The sequence below is a fragment of the Rhodovulum sp. HP10 genome, from assembly GCF_047553435.1.
Lineage (GTDB): Bacteria > Pseudomonadota > Alphaproteobacteria > Rhodobacterales > Rhodobacteraceae > Rhodovulum.
This window is the reverse complement of the sequence record NZ_CP180201.1, coordinates 3830972-3852674: the sequence shown is the minus strand read 5'-3', so window position 1 is coordinate 3852674 and position 21703 is coordinate 3830972. Positions and strand designations below refer to the sequence as shown.

Sequence of the window (21703 nt, the reverse complement as noted above, 5' to 3'; positions counted from 1 at the left end):
GTGACGTAAGCGGCGCACCGGACGGCTCACCCCGTTACGCTGCAATTCGGCGCGCGGAACCGCCCGAACAGAGCCTCGATGGCGCATGCTATCCGCAGTACGCCCAGATCGTCGAATCGGCGACCAACGATCTGCAGCCCGACCGGAAGACCGCTGCGTGTAAGCCCGCAGGGAACGCTCGCCGCCGGATTTCCCGACATGTTAAAAGGGTACATGAATTCAGCCCATGAAAGCCAATCCCATTCGTGACCAGGCCAATGCACCGGCATCACGCGCTCCACAGGAAAGGCAGCGACCGACGCAACCGGGGTGATCAAGAACCGCCACTCCTGAAGCGAGGTCTCGATACGACCGGTATAAGCGTTCTTCCACTCGCGCATCTGGTGATACTCGGACACCGAGTAATGCGCACCCTCACGAGCACAGGCTACGAGGTCTGGACTCATGTCGTCGCCAAAGCGTTCGATCTCGGGAAGGAACTTGCTTTGCAGTGCGGCCCAGAAAAAGCGCCCGATCTCGGGGCCCTCAGGGCCCCAGTCTGGAGCGACGTCCCGCACCGTCCAGCCGAGCTCGGAGCGCAGGCGCTCGACGGCGGAGAGGACAACCTCTCCAACATCCGGATCGACACGAGCATGGCCAAGATCGGGACTGAAGGCCACCGGGCCAGGATCATCCGTCAGCGCCAAGGCCGAGGCATGGTCTGTCGGCCCACCCTCCAGGGACGTCCTGTCGAGCGCATGCGCTCCGGTCATGACATCGAGCATCAGGGCCCCGTCCCTCACGCTGCGGGTGATCGGACCGACATGGGTGGCGTAGTCATTGTTCGAGACCGGAACCTGTGGAACGCGTCCATAGGTTGGTTTGATGCCGAAGACGCCACAGAAATGTGCCGGCAGCCGGATGGACCCCGCCCCGTCCGAGCCAAGGTGCAGGGCGCCGAAACCGGCCGCCGCAGCGGCCGCCGCGCCCGCTGAGGAAGCCCCGGCGTTGAGCCCCCTGCCCCACGGGTTGTGGGTGATGCCGGTGACGGGATTGCGGCTGATGCCGGACCACGCGAATTCCGACATCGTGGTCTTGCCTAGCACGATGGCGCCCTCGCGTTTCAGCCGAGCGACCACCGGGTTGTCGACCTCGGCCCGATACGGCGCCACCGACGGGCTGTCCTGCGAAGTCAAGAGACCGGCGACGTCGTAACTGTTCTTGATCGTGATCGGGATAGCTCAGACCGATGAGCTGTGCGAGCAGGCAGTCCAGTGCTTTCGCCAGCTCTGGGTCAATGTGGGCGAGCCCGGCGAAGACCTCCGCATCGTGCGGCTATGGGGCGGTCAGCGAAACCCTTCGCCGCCGGAAGGCGATGAACCAACCGTGGTAATTGCGAGCATCCAGACCTTGAACAGCCGTAGTGGTCGTCCCGAACTGGCGTGGGTCGCCCAATCCGGGATCATCATCATCGATGAGTGCCATCACGCGATAACCTCGAGCTACACGGACCTTTTGCGATGGCTCGATGTTCAGGTCGGCAGCGAGCGAGCGCGCGAGCGTGAAGCGCCCGTTCTGGGCCTAAGTGCTACGCCATGGCGCGGGTACAATGAGGACGAGTCGGAACGGCTTGCGGCGCGCTTTGACCGTCGCTGGTTTCCGTCCGACCAGGCTGGCCTTCACGACAAGCTCTCCGAGATGGGCGTGCTCGCGGACCGAAGCTCTCGCCCACTTCGCTACGACAGGCCGATTACACTGACCGAGCGCGAACAGCAGCACGTTGATACCTTTGGAGAGCTTCCCGACAGCGTCGTGGACCGGATGGGCGAAGATTCCGACCGGAATGATCTGATCATTGATGCCATCGTGAACAGCAAGGCGGAGTCCATCCTCCTGTTCGCCAACTCTGTCGCGCACGCGCAGTACCTTGCGGCGAGACTACATCTTGCAGGTTGCCCTGCTGCCGCTGTCAGCGGTCAGACGGACCGGCTTGCGAGGCAGCATTTCACACGACGGTTCCGTGCCGGCGATTTACGGGTAATCTGCAATCACAGCGTCCTGACTACCGGCTTCGATGCTCCAAAGGCCGACATGGTCCTGATCTCAAGACCTGTCTTCAGCCCCGTACTCTACATGCAGATGGTTGGCCGAGGCCTCAGAGGACCGGCGAACGGCGGTACCAATCACTGTGAGATCATGACCGTTGAAGACAACATCATTAATTTCAAAGATCGGCTCGCCTATCACTTCTGCAGGCGCTTTTTTGATACTTGAAGCAGCGCGCGAATGCCCTGCAGGAAGGAATGCCAATGATCGCCGGAGCAAGACGCTTGCCCACCATGCACGTTTCTGTACGGGTACCATGGCACGACAGTCGCTGGGCGGGTAAGATCTGCGCCAATCCTCGGGGAAACACATCCTGCTTGATCCTGCCACGAGTAGCGGAAACCAAGGATGACGATTTCGAGACGAGTGTTGCGGGAGCCAATTGGGATACTGAGGGCGTTCGGCTACCGGCGTGCGCCGCAGAACGCGGAGCGTTTATGGCACCCTTTGGTTACCTGAATGAGACCGTTCAGAGGTGGAAGAGAATCGTTGGCGCTGAGCCCGGGCGCTTCGTCCAGGTAATGGATCTTGGATACAGGTGGGGCTCATGCAGCGCAGATGGGACATTGAACTTCCACTGGCGGGTAATGCAGCTACCACCCAGAATCATCGAATATGTCGTCGTGCACGAGCTGGTGCATATCAAGGTTCCAAACCATTCAGAAAAATTCTGGAAAATGCTCGGTTCGGTCATGCCAGACTATGAAAGTCGTAAAGCTTGGCTGAAGCAAAAAGGTGGTGAGCTTTGAACACATTGGCACTAAATCATGTGTTCTTTCACGCCCTTTCTAAATTGTCGGAATAATTCAATCGTTTGGTCACCTTCATGAAGCCCCGCTCGATCAACATTTTTCTTCTCGACGGCGATCCGAACGGCATTCGGGTGGCGCAGATCTCAATGTCAACGATCCAGGCCATTGCCTTTCGACGCAATCAGCTACGTCGGGTGCGGGAAGCATTTCCCGAGATCGAACGGCCAGGCGTCTACATCCTCATCGGCGCCGATGAAGACGCGCAAGACAGGCAGCTTGCATATATCGGAGAGTCCGAAGGCGTCGGCGCTCGCCTATCGTATCACAACTCGAATGAGGCCGGTCGCGATGCCAAAGGATTCTGGACCGACACGGTCGTGCTGATCAGCAAGGACGAGAACCTGACCAAGAGTCACGCGCGCTATGTCGAAGCCTGCCTGATCCGGGGCGTCGTTAGCAATCCCCGTTGGACCCTGCCCAACACGCGCACGCCGTCCGACGACGCGGGCAAGCTACCACTCCCCGACCGCGCAGCCATGGACGAGTTCGTGGATCAGACAAAAACGCTGGTTGGAGCCCTCGGCTGGGATCTCTTCCGAGAAGTCCGCGGTCGTGCGCAGGAGCAGATCGCAGGGCGAGAACTGCCAGAGGCTGAAATCCATGAAAGCCCTCGGTTCTTCTTCCGAGGCGACGGCTTCGCGGCAGAGATGGAGATTGGGCCCTCCGGGGATTTCGTCGTCACAGCAGGTTCGAGGGCAAGGGTGCGGACGACGCGAACGATACCGAGGGGGACGGTCACGCTCCGGAACACCCTTGTTGAGAAGGGCGTCCTCCGCGAGGATGGCGATTTTCTTGTCTTCACAAGCGCCTACAGCTTCACGTCTGCTTCGGCCGCGGCTGCGGCCGTAATCGGTGCGAGCGCCAATGGCCGGATCCTGTGGAAGCTCCCGGACGGGCGCAACTACGCGGACTGGGAAGCCTCTCAGGGCATATCAGACTGCGCCTCGCAGTGAGGCCGCTCAAAGGCGGTAGCAAGTTGGATTTCTGTTCCATCTCGCTGAACGCCACCCACGTCGAACTGCTTAGCGGACGCTCTCAAAAAGTTTCACACTTTCAATTACTTGCAAGAAATTCACCTTAACGGCGCAGTCATCAGGTCCAGAGAATATCGGCCCTGAGAGACCGCTTCCGGGCCTCCCGGCGCAGGGGCCAGTGCTCAGCCGCACCCGCATAACCCTCGAGAACAACGGAAAAATCCGGCCGTAGCCGGATCGGGAGAACGCTTTCGCGGGGGCAAGTGGCGGAGAGACAGGGATTCGAACCCTGGAGACGGTTACCCGCCTACACGCGTTCCAGGCGTGCGCCTTCGACCACTCGGCCACCTCTCCGTGATCGGTTGTCTACCCTCGGGCGGGGGCGCGATGCAAGAGGAGTTTGATCGTTCCCCGCAACCTCGCCCGTGACGTTCCGATAGGGCACGAATCCGGGCCAGACCAGAGCTCAGAGCGAGGCCGGAACCGTGCCGGAGAAGGACTTCGGTCGGAAAGGTCGTCGCGGGATTTGGGGCCAAGTGGCAAGCTTGAACGCCTGACGAAGACTGCCCGGAGATGACGATACGGAAACGCGCTTTCTGCGGAGTTCAAGGCGAAGCTGGCCCACGAGGCGGTCCGCGAGGATCTCATGACGGCCGGGTTGGCCAGGAAGTAAGATCTCCCCCACCATGATCAGCGGTTGGAACCGGACGGCGACCGAGAACATGAACCGCGCCGACTTGCCCGGAGGGCATTTCGTTCAACGCGTCATGCGACCTTGGCCATCGGCTGCATGCGAAATAGATGCCGCCGGGAGGGTGCAGCTAGACCAGGGCTGCGCCAGCCCGGATACGGACAAGGCGGAGATGGTCCCGCGCTGCGCGGGGGCGCCACCGAGGTCGTCTTGACGAGCCCCTTTCCGGCGTCGCGCTCGGCCTCGGGGCCCAATCACCGGAAGATCGCGCGCGATCAACGCATTCGGCGCCGCCTCGGCTGCGTCCTTGTCTTCGCGCGCCTCGGGCCTGCAGAAATAGAGCCGGCCGATCTCGGCGCAGATGGCACCGCCGGAGACCGGACGCGGAACGATTACCGAAAGAAGCAGCGCGATATGGTTGCCCGCAGCGGCGGTTCCGGCCGAGTTGCTGGACAAGCCCGGTATCGACCGACGGCAGCACCGCGCCCTCGGCCCCAGGCCCTCCTGCCCCCGTCTTTGATGGATCAGTCACGGCCGCCCAGCCAGACCAGTCGCCCGCTATCGGCCGGGCTGGCCGCCGCCGCGCGGCAAGACAGGCGGCGGCGACAGCATCACGCCGCCCCGCTCATGGGTGCCCATGACAGCCGCACGCACCCGGACAGGGATGGCGGCGGCAGCGCGGGGCGGTCATCGGGGGCCGTCGGCGCCATCGACATCGGCATCGAGATCGGCCAGCGGTTCGGGCTGGGGATCGTCCTTCTGGCGCGGCAGGAACGGCGCTGGCGCCTGCGCCTGCGCTGCTGCGGGCCGGTCGCGCAGGCTTTCGGGGTTCCGGAGCCAGATGTCGCGCTGTGCGAAGGGGATCTCGAGCCCCTCCTCGGCGAAGCGCCGGGCGATCTCGTGGTTGAGCTCGGTACGCACCGACAGCCCGTAGTTGATGTCGCGGAGGATCACCCTCAGCTCGAATTCCAGCGCATCGGCGCCGAATCCCTGGAACACCACCGAAGGCGCGGGATTGACCATGACCAGCGGGTGGCTTTCCCCGATTTCCATCAGGATCTTCTCGACCTTGCGGGTGTCGCTGCCATAGGCCACGCCGACCTTGAGGATCACCCGCCCGGTCAGGTTCTGCCGCGTCCAGTTGGTGACCTGCCCGGAGATGAGATCGGCATTGGGCACGATCACGTCGGTGCGGTCGAAGGTCTGGATCCGGGTCGAGCGGACCGAGATGTCCTTGACGGTCCCCATCACGCCGCCGACCTCGATCCAGTCGCCCTGGCTGACCGGGCGTTCGATCAGCAGGATGATGCCCGAGACGAAGTTCTGCACGATGGTCTGCAGCCCGAAGCCGATGCCGACCGACAGCGCCCCCGCGACGATGGCCAGCGAGCTTAGATCGATCCCGGCGGCCGTCACCGAGACCACCCCGGCCAGGAAGATCCCGATATAGCCCAGGCCCGAGATCAGCGCGGTCTGGCCGCCCGGATCGATCTTGGTCTTGGGCAGCACGGTCGAGCGCAGCATGCCCTGCAACAGCCGGGTGCCCGCATAGCCCAGCGCGAAGACGATGGCGAAGGTCAGGAAGCTGGCGGGCGAGATCCGGGTGCCGCCAACCGCGAAACCGGTGGTGAAGCGTGCCCAGAGCTCGGTCAGATCGGCCACCCGCGCGCCCCAGATCAGCGCCAGCACCGGGATCGCCAGCAGTGCCAGCATCATCCCGATCAGCACCGGGATCAGGTCGCCGCCATTCTCGGGATCCTCGACATCGCGGCCCATCAGGATCGCGTAAATATCCGTCACGAAGCGCTGCAGCATCAGCAGGAAGCCGACCAGCGCAAGCGTCATGATCGAGGGATAGACGCAGAAATCGCCCGCCTCGGCATAGCCCACCGCCCCCAGCAGGGGTCCGACCAGCCCCGCGACGATTGCCGCGCGACCGAAGAAACCGGCGACACGGTTGCGATAGGGCCGCTCTTCAGAGCTGTCGGCCGCATCCGCCTGGACATGGACCAGCAGAAGCTGCCCCATCCGCGACAGCATCAGCCCGGCCAGAAGCAGGATCGGGAAGCTCAGCACCGCCACCGCCTCGGCGGGGTAGTCGTCGAGCTTGCTCACCTCGCGCGCCAGCATCGCCAGGGCCAGGATCACCCCGAGGATCCAGGAATTGAGCCGCCCCTCGGAGCGACGCTCGGGCGGCAGGGTCAGGATCTCGCGGCTCACGCCGATCTGGGCGAAGACCCGGCCGCCAAGCCAGCCCGCCGTGAAGACCGTCAGGCCGAGGATCGGCAGGATCTGCACCAGCCGCTCGCTGCGCAGGCCCAGCATCGCCGAGGATTTCAGCGCCCCCGCCAGCAGCACCACGCCGAGCGTCGGCACCACGATCTGCCCGAGAGAGGCGATGCCCGAGAACAGCGTCCGCCCCCTGCCCCGGCCGCGCTGGGCCAGGAACTCCGACAGCATCTCCATCCAGCGGCGACCGCGGACCGTCAGAAGCCCGGCCAGTGTCAGAAACAGCAGCGTGACCGGAAGGCCACTGCGCAGGGAGGCGCGTGCATTCGGGTTGTCCCAGTTCGCCGCGATCTCGTTGCCGACCTCGACCAGCGTGCCGCGGATCGCGGCAATCCCCTCGCCCCAGTTGACCGGGTTCACCGGCGAGGGTCCCAGTTGCAGCAGCTGATCGGCCTGACGCTCGCGAATGATCTGGTCGATCTCGCGGATCAGCCCGTCGGCCCGGCTGTAAGCCTCGACCGCCTTGAGGCTCGGCGCCTGCGCCTCGTTGAGCTGCTTGGTCAGCTCGGCCCGGCGCTGGGCGATCTCCCTCGGTTCGGTCTCGCCCTCGGCGGGCGGCTCGCCCAGGGCCGAGATCTGGTCGCGCAGGGTCTTGATCCGGGCCGAGTTCGTGTTCTGGGCATCGAGGAAGCGGGTCCGCCAGTCGACCAGCTCGCCGCGCAGCGTGTCGAAGGCGGCGGTCGAGGCCTTGCCCTCGGCCAGCACCTTCTCGGCCCGCGAGGCGGCCTTGTCCCACTGGGCGTAGTTCAGCTCCTCCTGCTGGCTCTGGGTCTCGGCGAAGGCGGGGACCGTGCCGCCATGCGAAAAGAGCGCTGCGGCGATGGCCAGCAGCAGAACGGCCAGGAAACGGGTATTCATCCGGCAAACACCTCCGGCAGCGCGCCCTTGCGTCCCGTGCCCCCGGAGCGGTCCATCCAAGGCGGGACCGGCAAGTCCTTGCCGCGCAGGAAGTCCGGGTCAAACAGCTTCGACTGGTACCGCGTGCCATAATCGCAAAGCACCGTGACGATGGTATGGCCGGGGCCCATCTCGCGCGCCATCCGCATCGCCCCCGCCACATTCACCCCCGACGAGCCGCCGAGGCAAAGCCCCTCGCGCGCCAGCAGGTCAAACAGCACCGGCAGCGCCTCGTCATCGCCGATCCGGCAGCAGAAATCGGGCACCAGCCCCTCGAGATTGGCGGTGATCCGGCCCTGCCCGATGCCCTCGGTGATCGAGGAGCCCTCGGATTTCATCTCGCCGCTGGTGTAATGGCTGTAAAGTGCTGCACCATGCGGATCGGCCAGCCCGATCTTCACGCCCCTGGGCTGCAGCGCCATCGCCGTGCCCGCCAGCGTGCCGCCCGAACCGACCGCGCAGATGAAGCCGTCGACCCGGCCGCCGGTCTGCTCCCAGATCTCGGGGCCGGTGCCCTCGGCATGGGCCTGCCGGTTGGCGGTGTTGTCGAACTGGTTGGCCCAGATCGCGCCATTGGGCTCGGTCTTCGCCAGCGCCTCGGCCAGACGACCGGAATAGCGGACGTAATTGTCGGGATCGCGATAGGGTTTCGCGGGCACCTCGACCAGTTCGGCCCCGGCGAGGCGCAGCATGTCCTTCTTCTCGCGGCTCTGGGTCTCGGGGATCACGATGACGGTGCGAAAGCCCATCGACGCCCCGACCAGCGCCAGCCCAATGCCGGTATTGCCCGCAGTGCCCTCGACGATGGTGCCGCCGGGGGCCAGCACGCCGCGCGCCACCGCATCGCGGATGATCGACAAGGCGGCGCGGTCCTTGACCGACTGGCCCGGATTCATGAATTCGGCCTTGCCGAGGATCTCGCAGCCGGTCGCCTCGGACGGCCCCTTCAGGCGCACCAGCGGCGTGTTGCCGATCAGATCGGCCAGATCGCTCCGTATCGCCGCCATGTCGCTCTCCCTCTCGCTTCGGATCGCCCCATTGCTACTGGCGCCCCGCTGCGAACTCAAGCCGGGCACAGCGTCGTCTCACGGTGACGTGCAAGCCAGAGCAGCGACAGGATGAGCGGGGCATTGCCGATCTCGCCGGTCTCGACCAGCTCCATCGCCCGGGCGAAGGGCACGACATGGGCACGGATATCCTCGCCCTCGGTCGCAAGCCCGCCAAGCCCGCCCGCCTCGGCGCCGAGATCGGCCTCGCCGACGAAGGAATATATGTATTCGGCCTTGGCCCCGGGCGAGGGATAATAGCCATAGCAGCGATGCAGCGCGCCAAGCGCGATCCCCGCCTCCTCGAGCGCCTCGCGGCGCACCGTCTCTTCGGGGCTCTCGCCCGGATCGATCAGCCCGGCAATGGCCTCGACCGACCAGAGCTGGCTGTCGCCGCGCGCATAGGGCCCGGCACGGAACTGCTCGATCAGCAGCACGGCGTCGCGGGCCGGATCGTAGGGCAGCACGGTCGCGGCATCCCCGGTCAGGAAGGCCGCCCGCACCATCTCTTCGCTCATGCCCCCGTCGAAACGGGCATGGCGGAAGGTGTATTCCTCGACGGCGAAGAAATTCGCATAGGGCTGGGTGCGGCCGGTCTCGACGATATCGCCCGGTCGGGTCGGTTTTCTCAGGCTTGCGGGCCCCGGCGCGCGCGCGCGCAGCGTCGAGCCGGCGCGAGCCAGCATCATCCGGTAACGCCGGGCATTCAGCTCGGGCGGGCGGTCAGGATAGCCCAGCATCACCTCGCCCGCGGCCTCGGTCACCAGATCGGCCCAGCGCGCGCGCCAGAGCCCGAACTTCCAGGGCGCGCCGGGCTCCGCCGCCCCCGAGCGGTCATGGACATAGATCCCGGCCGCGACCGGCCCCTGGCCCGTCTCGACCGTCACCTCGTCGCGGCGAAAGCCATGGCCCCCCTCGTAATAATCGAGCCGGGCAAGATCCCCGGCCGTCAGCTCCGAAAGCAGCAGCCCGGAGGCCTGCGCGCCGGGCGCGGGCAGGATCAGCGGAAAGCCCTCGCCCCGGGCCAGAAGCAGGGCATGATCCGGCAGCCGCGCCGGACAGGTTTCGAGCGTCTCGGCAGGGCGGTCCAGGACCCGCGCCAAGAGCGGAAGATGGCACAGCGTGCCGTAAAGGAACATGCGTTCCATGTCGGTGTCCTTCAGGTCCAGAAATGTGAGATGGGCCCGGCCGTCAGCCCGGCCAGCCCGCCGCCGACCGGCAGGGTCCCGAGGCCTGCAGGCAGGCCGCCCGCAAACCCGCCCGGGCCCTTCAGCGCCGCTACAGGCGCACAAGCCGCCGCCCCGTCCCCGGCAGGGCTCGAGAGCCTGGGGAGGGCCCGCAACGCGGTCATGCGCTCCCGCGCCCTGCGCACAGGGCCTTGCCCGCCGTCATGACCGGAACGCGCGCGCCGCGCCGGCCCCCGGCAATGAGGGCATGCGACAGGCTTGGCGGCAAAGGGCATGGGTCAGGCGGGCCGTGCGACAGTCAGCTGGGTCACGTCGCAGTTTCCGCTCTGGAAGGTGGCCGCGCAAGACGCGAGATAGAGGTTCCACATCCGCCGGAACCGGGTATCGAAGCCCAGCCGCGCGATCTCGTCCCAGTGCTCGTTGAAGGTCTCGTGCCAGCGCCGGAGCGTCAGCGCATAGCTGTCGCCGAATTCCATCGAGCGCCGGATCTCGAGCCCGGCCGCGCTGGCCTGGGCACGCAGCACGCCGGGGCTGGGCAGCATGCCGCCGGGGAAGATGTATTTCTGGATGAAATCGACGCCCTTGCGGTAGATCTCGAAGCGACGCTCCTGCACGGTGATGACCTGCAGCGTGGCCTGCCCGCCGGGCTTGAGACAGTCCGTCACCTGGCGGAAATAGGTCGGCCAGTATTTCTCACCCACCGCCTCGAACATCTCGATCGAGGCGATGCCGTCATAGCGCCCGGTCTCGTCGCGATAATCCTGCAGCTTGATCTCGACCCGGTCGGCAAGCCCCGCCTTGGCGATCCGCGCCACGGCATAGTCATGCTGCTCGCGGCTGATGGTCAGCCCGGTGACCTTGAGGCCCCGCTGTCCGGCGGCATATTCGGCAAAACCGCCCCAGCCGCAGCCGATCTCGAGCACGTGATCGCCCGGCGCGACGCCCATCTGGTCGACCATGGCGGCATATTTCAGCTCCTGCGCGGCCTCGAGGCTTTCCTGCCCGGTGCTGAACAGCGCCGAGGAATAGGTCATCGTCTCGTCGAGCCAGAGCCCGTAGAAGGCGTTGCCGAGGTCGTAATGATGCGAGATGTTCTTGCGCGCCTGGGTCTTCGAATTGCTTTGCAGCCAGAAGCGCAGCCGCTCATAGGCGCGGATCAGCCCGAGCCCGGGGAACCCATCGAAGAGATCGTCGTTATCGGCATGGACGAGGTCCATGAAGGCCATCAGGTCGGGGGTCGACCAGCCGCCCTCGACATAGGCCTCGCAAAAGCCCAGATCGCCCTCGCGGATCAGCCGGGCGAAGACGTCGCCGTCATGGATGTCGAGCTGGGCCACCGGGCCGGGGCCGCAGCCCTCGGCGCGAAAGCGCCGCCCGTCCGGCAGCACGAAATCAAGCCGCCCATGGGCCATGCGCCCGGCAATATCGAAGACCTGTGTGAAATAGCGCGGCAGGTCGGCCTGCCCTCTCGTACTCGTCAGGACAGTCATCCTGGCTCCCTCGTTCCCTTATGGTTCTTGTCATTATGCGTGCTGCGATTGTGCAGATCGCGCGCGGCCGTGCAACGTCCTAGCCCTCCCGTGCCTGATAGGCCGCCAGCGCGCGGCGGCGCCCGGCCCCGGGCGTGACCGCCGGTTCCGGATAGGCAGCCTCGGGCGACAGGGCCCAGGCGCGCGGGATCGCGTCGAAATAATCCAGCGCGCCGGGGGCGGGGGTGTCGCGCCCCTCTGCGATCCAGGCGTCGCGATAGGCGCCGTCGGGATCGAATTTCGCGGCTTGCGTCTCGGGATTGAAGATCCGGAAATAGGGCGCGGCATCGGGACCCGATCCGGCCACCCATTGCCAGCCCATCGCATTCGAGGCCGGGTCCCAGTCGGTCAGGTGATCGGCGAACCAGTCCATGCCCACCCGCCAATGGGTCATCAGGTTCTTGGTCAGCCAGGAGGCCGCGACCATCCGGGCGCGGTTATGCATGGTGCCGGTGACATACATCTCGCGCATCGCGGCATCGACGAAGGGAATGCCGGTGCGGCCGCGCTTCCAGGCGGTGGCCTCGGGGCTGTCGCCATCCGTCGACCAGGGAAAATCGTCCCAGCCCTCGCGCCAGTTCCGTTCGACGATATGCGGGCTGTGCCACAGGAGATGCCAGGCGAATTCGCGCCAGACCAGTTCCCTGAGAAAGGTCTCGGCCCCGGCCTTGCCGTCCTCCATCGCCCTCAGCCCCGCATGCCAGCAGCTGCGCGGGGAAATCTCGCCCCAGCTCAGATGCTCGGAGAGGCCCGAGGTGGCCTCCGCCGCCGGAAAATCGCGCCGCTCGGCGTAATCGGCGATCCTGTGCGCCACGAAGACGCCCAGCCGTCCCTGCGCCGCCGCCTCGCCGACCGAGGCATGCCGCGCCAGCACCTCGGCCCCCCGGCCAAGCGCGGCCCCCATCCGCCAGCTCTCGATCTCGTCGCTGGCGGGCCAGAAATCGGGGCGCGGAATCAGCCCGGGCGCGGGCGCGGGCTCGGGGACGTCACGGCCGCGCACCGCCTTCCAGTAGGGCGTGTAGACCTTGTAGAACCCGCCCTGCCCGGTCTCGACCGTCGAGGGCTCGAACAGCAGATGCCCGGCAACCGCGCGCAGCTCGATCCCAATCCCGTCAAGCCCGGCCTCGACAGCCTTGTCGCGGGCGCGCCCGGCGGGGTCGTAGGCACGGCTCCGGATGATCTCGGCGGCACCCGTTTCGGACACCACTCTGCGCAACACCCCGAGCGCATCGCCACGGCGCAGGATCAGCCGCGAGCCACGCTCGCCCAGCGCCCGGCCAAGCGCGGCAACGCCTTCGCCCAGCCTCCATTTCGCCGCCGCGCCCAGCGTCTCGACCGTCTCGTCATGGATGAAGAGCGGCACCACGGGCCGGCCAGAGCCCGCCGCCGCGGCAAGCGCGGCGTTGTCGCCGAGGCGCAGGTCGCGACGGACCCACCAGATCACGGGCGCTTGGTCTGACATCGGGTAGTGCCATATCCCCTTGAAGGACCGCCCTGACGCGAGTCCTAGAGTTCCGAATCTAGCGCGGCGATCAGCCGGTCAACCTCTTCGGGGAGGGTGTAGTGCAGCAGGCTCAGGCGCAGCACGCCCAGCTTAGGGTCGATCCCCATCGCATCAAGCAGCCGCCGCGCGTAGAAATGCCCGCCCGCAGCCAGCACGCCGCGCGCCGCCAGACGCCCGGCGAGCTCGGCAGCCGGCCTGTCGAGCGCGATCGACACCGTCGGCAGACGCGTCGGCCCGGCCCTGCCCGGCCCGAGCACCCGCACATCCGGCCGGGTCGCGAGATAGTCTAGAAGCGGCGCCAGCAGCAGGGTCTCCTGTGCCCGGATCATGCCGGCCACGATCCCGGCCCGGGCATGGGCATCGCGCCCGCCCCGGACATGATGATCGTAAAGCGCGTCGATATAATCCGAGATCCCGGCCGTGGCCGCCACCTGCGCATGATCCGGCCCGGCCGTGTCGAACCGGCGCACCGCATCCTCGCCGTTGAACCAGTGGCCCTGGTTGGGAAGCTGATAGGCCAGTTCGCGCCGGACCAGCATCGCCCCCTGATGCGGCCCGAAGGTCTTGTAGGTCGAGAACAGGTAGATATCGGCCCCGAGCGCGGGCAGATCGGGCAGCCCGTGCGGCGCGAAGCTGACCCCGTCGACGCAGGTGAAGGCTCCGGCCCGGCGCACCATGGCGGTGATGCGGGCGACATCGTTGACCTCGCCGAGAATGTTGGAGGCATGCGGAAAGCAGACCAGCCGCACGGTCTCGTCCAGCAGCGGCTCGAGCCGCTCGGGGTCGAGATGCCCGGTCCCGGGATCGACCTTCCATTCCCTTACCTCGATGCCGCGCGCCGCCAGACGCCGCCAGACGCCGGAATTGGCCTCGTGATCCTGATCGGTGACGACAATGGCCTGGCCGGGCGCCATCCAGTCGCCGAAGGCCTGGGAAAGCACATAGGTATTGGCGCTGGTCGAGGGGCCGAAATGCAGCTCGTCCCTGGCTATGCCCAGATGCGCGGCAAGGCGGGTGCGGGCCTCGTCCATCTCTTCGCCCGCAAGGCGCGAGACGCCGAAGGCGCCATGGGGCTGGACCTTGCGTTCCTGGTAGAAGCGGTGCAGCCGCCAGATCACGTAGCGGCAGGCATAGGAGCCGCCCGCATTCTCGCAGAACACCTTGTCGCGCAGATCCTTGCACCCGAAGGCGGGGAACTGATTACGAACAAATTCGGTATCGAGCGCAACCATTCCCCACCCGGATGCTGCCTGGCCGTTCCGACCTGTCTAATAGGCCAAGTGCGGCCACGCAACGCCTTGAAATCCGGGTCCTACGCACTAAGACCCGGACGACTCGCGGCTAGCGGCTCTCGGTCTGCAGCCCCCGGAAGATCGAGAAGCACATGACCAGCAGCACCAGCGTGAAGGGCAGCCCGGTCGAGATCACCATAGCCTGCAGCGCCGAGAGCCCGCCCCCGACCAGCAGAACGATGGCCACCGCGCCCTCGAAGGTGCACCAGAACACCCGCTGGGGCAGAGGCGCGTCGATCTTGCCGCCCGCGGTGATCGTGTCGATGACCAGCGAGCCCGAATCCGACGAGGTGACGAAGAACACGATCACCAGCACGATACCGATCACCGAGGTGACCGAGGCCCAGGGCAGCGCCTCGAGCATCGCGAAGAGCGACATCGGCGGGTTGTAGGTGTCGATCACCTGCGCCTTGACCGCGCTGTTCACTGGATCGGACAGCACCTGGTCGATGGCCGCACCGCCGAAGACCGCCATCCACAGCACGCAGACGAGGCTGGGGATCAGCAGAACGCAGACCACGAATTCGCGCACCGTCCGGCCCCGGCTGACACGGGCGATGAACATGCCGACGAAGGGCGACCAGGAGATCCACCAGGCCCAGTAGAAGGCGGTCCAGCCCTGCAGGTAATCGGTATCTTCGCGACCGAACGGGTTCGACAGCGCCGGCAGATCCTTGACATAGGCCAGCATGCCCTCGCCGAAATCGGTCAGGATGGTCCCGGTCGGCCCGGCCAGCAGCACGAAGAGCAGCAGCAGCGCCGCCACGACCATGTTGATTTCCGACAGCACCTTGACGCCGCCATCGAGCCCGCGCAGCACCGAGATCAGGGCGATCGCGGTGATGCCGGTGATCAGCAGGATCTGCACCGTCAGACCCTCGGGTACGCCGAAGACATGGCTCAGCCCGGCATTGGCCTGCTGCGCCCCGAAGCCCAGCGAGGTGGCCAGGCCGAACAGCGTGGCGAAGACCGCGAGAATGTCGATGACATGGCCGGTCCAGCCCCAGATCCTGTCGCCGAAGATCGGGTAGAAGGCCGAGCGGATCGTCAGCGGCAGCCCCTTGTTATAGGTGAAAAGCGCCAAAGCCAGCGCCACGATGGCATAGATCGCCCAGGGATGCAGGCCCCAGTGATAGATCGTGGCGGCCAGCCCCATCTCGCGCGCCGCATCGACATTGCCGGGGATCAGGCTGCCATCGGCGGCAAAGGGCGAGGGCGTGCCCAGCGGCTGCGAGATCGCCATGTGATAGACCGGCTCGAGCACGCCGAAGAACATCAGCCCGATGCCCATTCCGGCGGCGAACAGCATCGCGAACCAGCCCGTATAGCTGTAATCGGGCGTCGCATCGGCGCCGCCCAGCCTGACCCGCCCCACCGGCAGCACGATCAGCGCCAGACAGAACAGCACGAAAACATTGGCCGCGCTCAGGAAGAACCAGTCGAAGGTCGAGGTCAGGAACGGCCTGAGCCAGCCGAACACCGCACCGGCCTGCGCAGGCAGCGCGAGCGCGTAGAACACGAAGGCCATGATGCAGAGCCCGGACACCAGAAAGACCGGGTTGTGGATGTCGAAACCGAAGGGCCCCACACTGCCTTCGATATTGTCCTGACCGATCTCGTAATCCGTCTCGATCAGGTCCGCATCGCCTTCCGGCGCGGGAATGCCCTGATCCGAGAGCTGTTCCGTTGTCTGGTCACTCATACTCGTTCCTTCTGCTTGATTTCTCAGGGGCGCTTGTCAGAGGCCCCGTCATCGGGCCGCACCAGAAGCACCGAGACGCGCGCATGCCCGGCCAGCCGACCGCCATGCGAGGGCCAGATCCGTTCGACCGCGCCCGGCAGATGACTTGCCATCACCACCAGATCGGCGCCCTCTTCCTCCAGCGCCCGCATCAGCGCCGTGTCGAGCTCGGCCGCGGGGTCCGGACAGACGATCACCCGCGCGGTGGCGCGGTGACCATGGGTTTCGGCCTCGGCCCGGGCAAAGGCATCGAGCTTCTCGCGGTATTCCCCGGGCGAGCGCGCCAGCCGGCCCGGTTGCGGCGCGGTCACCGCAACATAGGTGACGCCGATGCCATAATGCCGCGCGAGATCGCCCGCGACGTCGCAGGAGCGCTTGAGCGCTTCGGCATGGGCCAGATCGACCGGCACCAGTATCTGCTTGAACATGGACCCTCCTTCATGGACCCGTCTTCCCCGGCGGCCTGAAGGGCAGAGCCCTGCCCCGCCCGCCTCCGTATCGGAACACAGATTAGAAGTTTTTGTTCGAAAGACCAAGCTTTCGCCCGAGAACGGCCTGCTCCACCCACCAAATCCACAACGGATTAGCGCTATTTAATTGATTTAAGATGATAAATATTTTCAAGAGACACTTAGGCTGGGTAAGCAGATCGTCTTCATGCCCACAGATCGCCAGAGTCGAAAAGAGGCGCAACCTCGCGGCGCGCCTCTTTTCCGGCCCGTTCCGGAAGGGTCAGGCGTTCACGTCGACGACGACCCGCCCCTGCACCTGCCCCTTCAGGATGTCTTCGCCGAGTCCGGGCAAATCCTCCAGCGTCGCGTTGCGGATCATGCCCCTCAGCCGGTCCAGCGGCAGGTCCGTCGCGATCCGTTTCCAGGCGCGCAGACGGGCCTCGTAGGGCTGCATCACGCTGTCGATGCCCAGAAGGTTGACCGCCCTGAGGATGAAGGGCGTGATCAGTGCGCCCTCGATTGCGGCGCCGCCCGCAAGCCCCACGGCCGCGACCGAGGCGCCGTATTTCATCTGCTTCAGGACCCGGCCCAGCATTGCGCCCGCCACCGGATCGACGCAGCCGGCCCAGAGCTCGCTCTCGAGCGGCTTGCGCGTCACATCGGACAGTTCCTCGCGCGGCACGATCCGGCTGGCCCCGAGGGAGCGCAGATAATCCTCGGACCCGGGGCGGCCGGTCACCGCCGCCACCTCATGGCCCAGCTTCGACAGAACCGCCGTCGCCACCGAGCCCACGCCCCCCGAGGCGCCGGTGACCAGAACCGGGCCGTCGCCGGGCTTCAGCCCGTGATCCTCCAGCGCCAGGACCGCCAGCATCGCGGCCATGCCGGCCGTGCCGACCGCCATCGCCGAATGCGTCGACAGCCCGTCGGGCAGCGGCACCAGCCAGTCGGCCCTGACCCGCGCCCGCTGGGCATAGCCGCCCCAATGCACCTCGCCCACGCGCCAGCCGGTCAGCACCACCCGGTCGCCGGGCCTGTAGCGCGGATCGGCGCTTTGCTGGACAACGCCCGCGAAATCGATCCCCGGCACATGCGGCCAGTGCCGCACCAGCCCGCCGCCCGACCCCAGGCACAGGCCGTCCTTGTAGTTCAGCGTCGAATATTCGACCGCGACCGTGACATCGCCCTCGGGCAGACGGTCCTCGTCAAGATCCTGCACCGCGGCATGGGTCTTTCCCTCTTCGTCCTTCTCGACGACCAGCGCCTTGAACATGCGTGTCCCCTCTTTTCCGGTTTTCCCTAACCGACGAGATCCGGCATCAGAAACAGATCGGTCGGTGCCGTCAGCACCCCGGCCGCCGTCAGCATCGCATGGATCTGGCCGCGGTGATGAGTCTGGTGGTTGAACATGTGAACGATGCAGATAGCGCGCGGCACCACCATCTCGCGCCCCGCCGCGCCCGAATACCAGGCCAGATCGCCCGCGAGACCGGGCTCGGACAGGCCCTGCGCCCAGCGGCTGATCCGGGCATCGGTGATCTGGCGCTTCGAGCGGTATTCCGACCAGTCGGCGACGAAGCCCGCGCTGTCCTCGAGACGGACATGCGGCGCCTCCCAGCCGTCGAGCCGCGACATCCAGACGTGATCGGCCCAGAGCAGATGTGCCATCGTGCCCTGGATCGACCCCCAATGCGCCCCCCGCGCGGCCATGCGCTCGGCCGCGTCGAGCCCGGCGACCGCCTCCATCATCGCGCGGTTCTGCCAGCGATTGTACCGCGCCATCAGTCGGCACCACCCGGCCGTGACCATTGCCTGTCCCATCTGTCCGTCCTCTTGTCTTGGCCCCCTTGTGGCAGACCGGCGCGGCAGAGGCGAGTCCCGCCAATGCCCTTGAGCGAAGCCCGGCGCACGGCTAGCGTGAAGCCGATCCAACCCCAAAGCGAGGGAAGCCCATGACCGTCCGCCCGATTCTCGTCAGCACCGCGGCCCTGATCGCCGGGTCCGCCGCCTGGGCCGCCGACCCCGATCTGCTGGTCTTCGACTATTCCGGCTTCGAGGACCCGGCCTTCCATGTCGATTATGCCGAAAAATACGGACAGGAGCCCAGCTTCACCTTCTTCGGCGACGAGGAGGAGGCGCTCCAGAAACTGCGCTCGGGCTTCCGGACCGATGTCAGCCATATCTGCGCGGGCTCTGTCACCAAATGGATCGAATCCGGCATTCTCGAGCCCTGGGACACCGCGAAGATCGCCGCCTGGGACGATATCAACGCCGATCTCAAGGGCACCGACGTGGCCGATACCGGGGCCGAGGTCTATTTCGTGCCGACCGATTTCGGCTCGACCGGCATCGCCTACAACACCGAGGACGTCCCGGCCGGGGACGTGGCCTCGCTCGACGTGTTCAAGGATCCCAAATACGAGGGCCGGGTGACGTTGCCCGACAATGTCGACGACACCTTCGCCCTGGCCTATCTGGCGACCAGCACCACCGACTGGACCAATGTCACCGATGCCCAGTTCGACGCCGCCGTCGACTGGCTGCGCGAGGTCCATCCGAATCTGCGCACCTACTGGACCGACCCGGCCGAACTGGCCCAGTTGCTGGCCTCGGGCGAGGTGCTGGTCTCCTGGGCTTGGAACGAGACGCTGCCGACCATGGTCGAGCAGGGCTTCCCGGTCGGCTTCCAGCGCGAGCCCCGGGAAGGCTCCTCGCTCTGGGTCTGCGGCTATGTCGATCTCAAGGACGGCCCCGGCTCCGAGCAGAAGGCCTATGACTTCCTCAATTCCATGCTTGCGCCCTCCTCGACCCAGGCGCTGCTCGACGCGGGCTACGGCCAGGCCAATGCCAGGGCGATGGCGGCGATCGGCGACGAGGCGCTGACCGAGGTCGGGCTCGGGCCGATCGACGTGCCGGTTCTGGCCCAGTTGCCGATGCCGGGCGAGCTGCGCGAGAAGCAGGCCGCCGCCTTCGAGAAGATCAAGGCGGGCTTCTGAGCCCCCTCGCGGCCGACGCCCGCGACACGAACGCGCGGCGCCCCCCCGGATGGGGCGTCGCTTTTTTCTGCGCCCAGGCCGCAGGCTCCATCCCGGCCCGAAAGAGCTGGCCCAGATTTCCCCTCCGCGCGAAGCGTAGCATCTCGTTACCCGATGACTTCACCCGATGATATTCCGCAGTCGCTGTGCGGGGCGGGATTGCAGAAGGTGGGCGCGCCGCTTTCGACCTCGAGCAGGATCTCGAGCGCGCCCTCGCCATCGATGGAATAGCGGGCGCGGAGCGTCAGCGGACCGGGCAAACCGCCGGTGCCTTCGGGCAGCGACAGGCCGCGCCCTCGCCATTTCATGCCGGAGAACGGCCTGCCTGCAGGACATGCGGCACCAGGCTCAATCGGCTCAGGGAATGCCGGACTTGCAGGGCGAAAACGCCCGAGGCTGAACGACTCGCGCCGCACGAGATCCGGGACAAGCTCGGCCCGGCCCCCTTGGCGATGATGGCGCGGATCCCCTCAGCTTCGACCGCTTCGAGATCGAGCCCCCTACCGGCCGAGCCCCGGATCTGCCCCGCCCGCCGCGATCTCGGAACCGACGCCCTCAGATGCGCCGGCGACATCTGTTACGCGGCCAGCGCCCTAGCGGAACTCGTCAAAGCCCCGCCGACAAGGCGTTCAGCACCGCCATCACCGAGCTGCTCGACCGCGCCATGAAGGGAGGAAAGAACGATGCCCGGGCATCCATCTCGACCAGTGCCGATCGACCTTCGCCCGAAGGAGGCCTCCGCTTTGCTCGGGGTCAGCACATCCAGGTTTCACCGATGGATCAACCGTGCCGGAGACGAGTGGCGCCCCATCAAACGCGGGAAGGTGAGGCCGCGAGATCCGGGGATATTCAAGGCCGGCCAGAAAGGCACGAAACATGAAATCCGCATGTCGGGATCGTTGCTACACAGGCCAACGCATCAGGAGAACATACGAGGAACCGGGTTGTGTTCCAGACAAAAGAAAACCAACCAACCAGCTGATTTTCTTTGGAGTATGGTGCGGTCGAGAAGACTCGAACTTCCACGGGAGTTACCCCACAGCGACCTCAACGCTGCGCGTCTACCAATTCCGCCACGACCGCACGTGTCGGCTAGTGCGGCGGTTCATAACGAGTCGGATCGGGGATGTGAAGGGGCATTTTTGCGTTTTTTGCACCGCCGGGTGCGGCGCAGCGACAGGGCGCCACAAGCCCCCGAAATCCGGCGCAAGGTTTGCCCGCTGCGCCGGGACCGGCCGCGACATCGCCGCCATCGCCCGAGACAAGGGATCGGAGGGCGGGGGCATCAGCGCAAGGCAGCCCATTGCAACTTTCTCCGTCATGCCGACATGTCTGTGCTGACGGCCACGAACGCGCCGGCCTCCGCCCGAAGGCAGGACCGCCTGCCCCGGCGGGGCTGGCCGCGACAGAAGGAAGACCTGAGCATGGAGCCGGAATGGCTTGAACTGAAAGACCTTTCTCCTTACGAGGAGACGGTTGCCGCAATGGAGACCAGAGCGACAGAGATCGCAGCCGGACAGGCCCGCGAGGCGATCTGGCTGGTCGAACATCCACCGCTTTATACCGCAGGCACCTCGGCACGGGCCGAAGACCTGACCGATCCGGACCGGTTTCCGGTCTACGAGACCCGGCGCGGCGGCCAGTTCACCTATCACGGGCCGGGCCAGAGGGTGGTCTATGTCATGCTCGATGTGGGACGCCGCGGCCATGACGTGCGCCGCTTCGTCTGGCAACTGGAGCAATGGGTGATCGAGACCCTCGCCGAATTCAATGTCCGGGGCGAGCGGCGTCCGGGCCGGGTCGGGGTCTGGGTGGTCCGCCCCGACCTGCCGCCCGGGCCGTCGGGCGCGCCGCACGAGGACAAGATCGCCGCCATCGGAGTGCGGCTGCGGCGCTGGGTCAGCTTCCACGGGCTCTCGATCAATGTCGAACCGGATCTCGGGCATTTCGACGGGATCGTGCCCTGCGGCATCCGCGGCCATGGCGTCACCAGCCTGGTCGATCTGGGGCTGCCGGTGACGATGGGCGATGTCGATACCGCGTTGCGGCAGAGCTTCTCACGGGTCTTCGGGCCTCTTCCGCCCGAGAACGACGCCTGAAACGCCCCCCGGCGGAACGGGCCGGACCAGAGGGGCGCGCGGACCCCGGGGCGCGTACAGCGCGACACAG

Annotated in this window: 17 protein-coding genes and 2 tRNA genes; 5 read left to right on the top strand and 14 right to left on the bottom strand. The window is 66.2% G+C overall.

Annotated elements, in window-relative coordinates:
- Positions 1–26: 26 nt before the first annotated feature.
- Complete coding sequence (locus tag ACK8CO_RS18045) at positions 27–1175, bottom strand: amidase (RefSeq protein WP_414897537.1); 1149 nt, start codon at positions 1173–1175, stop codon at positions 27–29.
- Between the two features lie 31 nt (positions 1176–1206).
- Here ACK8CO_RS18045 and ACK8CO_RS18040 point away from each other — a divergent pair, with 31 nt between their 5' ends.
- The 3 genes from ACK8CO_RS18040 (at position 1207) to ACK8CO_RS18030 (ending at position 3850) form a co-directional block, all read left to right on the top strand.
- Positions 1207–2253 (top strand): DEAD/DEAH box helicase, encoded by a 1047-nt coding sequence (locus ACK8CO_RS18040; RefSeq protein ID WP_414899043.1) that lies wholly within the window; start codon positions 1207–1209, stop codon positions 2251–2253.
- 35 nt (positions 2254–2288) lie between these two features.
- A complete protein-coding gene (locus tag ACK8CO_RS18035; protein WP_414897536.1) occupies positions 2289–2834 on the top strand; it encodes a M48 family metallopeptidase in 546 nt (181 codons plus the stop codon).
- A gap of 65 nt (positions 2835–2899) precedes the next feature.
- On the top strand, positions 2900–3850 hold the full coding sequence (locus ACK8CO_RS18030) for a GIY-YIG nuclease family protein (protein ID WP_414897535.1): 951 nt from the start codon (positions 2900–2902) through the stop codon (positions 3848–3850).
- A gap of 285 nt (positions 3851–4135) precedes the next feature.
- Here ACK8CO_RS18030 and ACK8CO_RS18025 read toward each other — a convergent pair.
- The 11 genes from ACK8CO_RS18025 to ACK8CO_RS17975 form a co-directional block, all read right to left on the bottom strand.
- A tRNA-Ser gene (locus ACK8CO_RS18025) sits at positions 4136–4225 on the bottom strand.
- Positions 4226–5249: 1024 nt separating this feature from the next.
- The gene (locus tag ACK8CO_RS18020; RefSeq protein ID WP_414897534.1) at positions 5250–7709 is read right to left on the bottom strand and encodes a DUF3772 domain-containing protein; all 2460 of its coding nucleotides are present in this window, start codon (positions 7707–7709) and stop codon (positions 5250–5252) included.
- Positions 7706–8755: a cysteine synthase A gene (locus ACK8CO_RS18015; RefSeq protein WP_414897533.1), complete on the bottom strand. Its 1050-nt coding sequence runs from the start codon at positions 8753–8755 to the stop codon at positions 7706–7708. The genes ACK8CO_RS18020 and ACK8CO_RS18015 overlap by 4 nt, the downstream gene beginning before the upstream one ends.
- Positions 8756–8811: 56 nt before the next feature.
- Complete coding sequence (locus ACK8CO_RS18010; RefSeq protein ID WP_414897532.1) at positions 8812–9942, bottom strand: NUDIX domain-containing protein; 1131 nt, start codon at positions 9940–9942, stop codon at positions 8812–8814.
- Between the two features lie 317 nt (positions 9943–10259).
- Positions 10260–11471 carry a class I SAM-dependent methyltransferase gene (locus ACK8CO_RS18005; RefSeq protein ID WP_414897531.1) on the bottom strand — a complete coding sequence of 404 codons (1212 nt, stop codon included), beginning with the start codon at positions 11469–11471 and terminating at the stop codon, positions 10260–10262.
- 79 nt (positions 11472–11550) lie between these two features.
- Positions 11551–12972 (bottom strand): cryptochrome/photolyase family protein, encoded by a 1422-nt coding sequence (locus ACK8CO_RS18000; protein WP_414897530.1) that lies wholly within the window; start codon positions 12970–12972, stop codon positions 11551–11553.
- Positions 12973–13016: 44 nt separating this feature from the next.
- Positions 13017–14246 carry an aminotransferase class V-fold PLP-dependent enzyme gene (locus ACK8CO_RS17995; protein WP_414897529.1) on the bottom strand — a complete coding sequence of 410 codons (1230 nt, stop codon included), beginning with the start codon at positions 14244–14246 and terminating at the stop codon, positions 13017–13019.
- A 109-nt stretch (positions 14247–14355) separates the two neighbouring features.
- Positions 14356–16008 carry a BCCT family transporter gene (locus tag ACK8CO_RS17990; protein WP_414897528.1) on the bottom strand — a complete coding sequence of 551 codons (1653 nt, stop codon included), beginning with the start codon at positions 16006–16008 and terminating at the stop codon, positions 14356–14358.
- 23 nt (positions 16009–16031) lie between these two features.
- Positions 16032–16475 carry a universal stress protein gene (locus ACK8CO_RS17985; RefSeq protein ID WP_414897527.1) on the bottom strand — a complete coding sequence of 148 codons (444 nt, stop codon included), beginning with the start codon at positions 16473–16475 and terminating at the stop codon, positions 16032–16034.
- Between the two features lie 304 nt (positions 16476–16779).
- Positions 16780–17772, bottom strand: a complete 993-nt coding sequence (locus ACK8CO_RS17980; RefSeq protein WP_080616584.1) for an MDR family oxidoreductase — start codon at positions 17770–17772, stop codon at positions 16780–16782.
- A 26-nt stretch (positions 17773–17798) separates the two neighbouring features.
- Positions 17799–18320 carry a DinB family protein gene (locus tag ACK8CO_RS17975; protein WP_231119090.1) on the bottom strand — a complete coding sequence of 174 codons (522 nt, stop codon included), beginning with the start codon at positions 18318–18320 and terminating at the stop codon, positions 17799–17801.
- Positions 18321–18451: 131 nt separating this feature from the next.
- On the opposite strand from ACK8CO_RS17975, the gene ACK8CO_RS17970 reads away from it, so the two are divergent.
- The gene (locus ACK8CO_RS17970) at positions 18452–19495 is read left to right on the top strand and encodes an extracellular solute-binding protein (protein ID WP_414897526.1); all 1044 of its coding nucleotides are present in this window, start codon (positions 18452–18454) and stop codon (positions 19493–19495) included.
- A 146-nt stretch (positions 19496–19641) separates the two neighbouring features.
- On the opposite strand, the gene ACK8CO_RS17965 is transcribed toward ACK8CO_RS17970, so the two are convergent.
- Positions 19642–19842, bottom strand: a complete 201-nt coding sequence (locus ACK8CO_RS17965) for a hypothetical protein (RefSeq protein WP_414897525.1) — start codon at positions 19840–19842, stop codon at positions 19642–19644.
- A gap of 688 nt (positions 19843–20530) precedes the next feature.
- A tRNA-Leu gene (locus tag ACK8CO_RS17960) sits at positions 20531–20617 on the bottom strand.
- Positions 20618–20958: 341 nt separating this feature from the next.
- Here ACK8CO_RS17960 and lipB point away from each other — a divergent pair.
- Positions 20959–21633 carry a lipoyl(octanoyl) transferase LipB gene (lipB, locus tag ACK8CO_RS17955; RefSeq protein ID WP_414897524.1) on the top strand — a complete coding sequence of 225 codons (675 nt, stop codon included), beginning with the start codon at positions 20959–20961 and terminating at the stop codon, positions 21631–21633.
- Positions 21634–21703: the final 70 nt, after the last annotated feature.

Bases quoted from the DNA above. Each gene is read 5' to 3' on its own strand.
- ACK8CO_RS18035 (WP_414897536.1), top strand. From the start codon at position 2,289: ATGATCGCCGGAGCAAGACGCTTGCCCACCATGCACGTTTCTGTACGG.
- ACK8CO_RS18020 (WP_414897534.1), bottom strand. From the start codon at position 7,709: ATGAATACCCGTTTCCTGGCCGTTCTGCTGCTGGCCATCGCCGCAGCG.
- ACK8CO_RS18015 (WP_414897533.1), bottom strand. From the start codon at position 8,755: ATGGCGGCGATACGGAGCGATCTGGCCGATCTGATCGGCAACACGCCG.
- ACK8CO_RS18010 (WP_414897532.1), bottom strand. From the start codon at position 9,942: ATGGAACGCATGTTCCTTTACGGCACGCTGTGCCATCTTCCGCTCTTG.
- ACK8CO_RS18005 (WP_414897531.1), bottom strand. From the start codon at position 11,471: ATGACTGTCCTGACGAGTACGAGAGGGCAGGCCGACCTGCCGCGCTAT.
- ACK8CO_RS18000 (WP_414897530.1), bottom strand. From the start codon at position 12,972: ATGTCAGACCAAGCGCCCGTGATCTGGTGGGTCCGTCGCGACCTGCGC.
- ACK8CO_RS17995 (WP_414897529.1), bottom strand. From the start codon at position 14,246: ATGGTTGCGCTCGATACCGAATTTGTTCGTAATCAGTTCCCCGCCTTC.
- ACK8CO_RS17990 (WP_414897528.1), bottom strand. From the start codon at position 16,008: ATGAGTGACCAGACAACGGAACAGCTCTCGGATCAGGGCATTCCCGCG.
- ACK8CO_RS17985 (WP_414897527.1), bottom strand. From the start codon at position 16,475: ATGTTCAAGCAGATACTGGTGCCGGTCGATCTGGCCCATGCCGAAGCG.
- ACK8CO_RS17980 (WP_080616584.1), bottom strand. From the start codon at position 17,772: ATGTTCAAGGCGCTGGTCGTCGAGAAGGACGAAGAGGGAAAGACCCAT.
- ACK8CO_RS17975 (WP_231119090.1), bottom strand. From the start codon at position 18,320: ATGGGACAGGCAATGGTCACGGCCGGGTGGTGCCGACTGATGGCGCGG.
- ACK8CO_RS17970 (WP_414897526.1), top strand. From the start codon at position 18,452: ATGACCGTCCGCCCGATTCTCGTCAGCACCGCGGCCCTGATCGCCGGG.
- ACK8CO_RS17965 (WP_414897525.1), bottom strand. From the start codon at position 19,842: ATGAAATGGCGAGGGCGCGGCCTGTCGCTGCCCGAAGGCACCGGCGGT.
- lipB (WP_414897524.1), top strand. From the start codon at position 20,959: ATGGAGCCGGAATGGCTTGAACTGAAAGACCTTTCTCCTTACGAGGAG.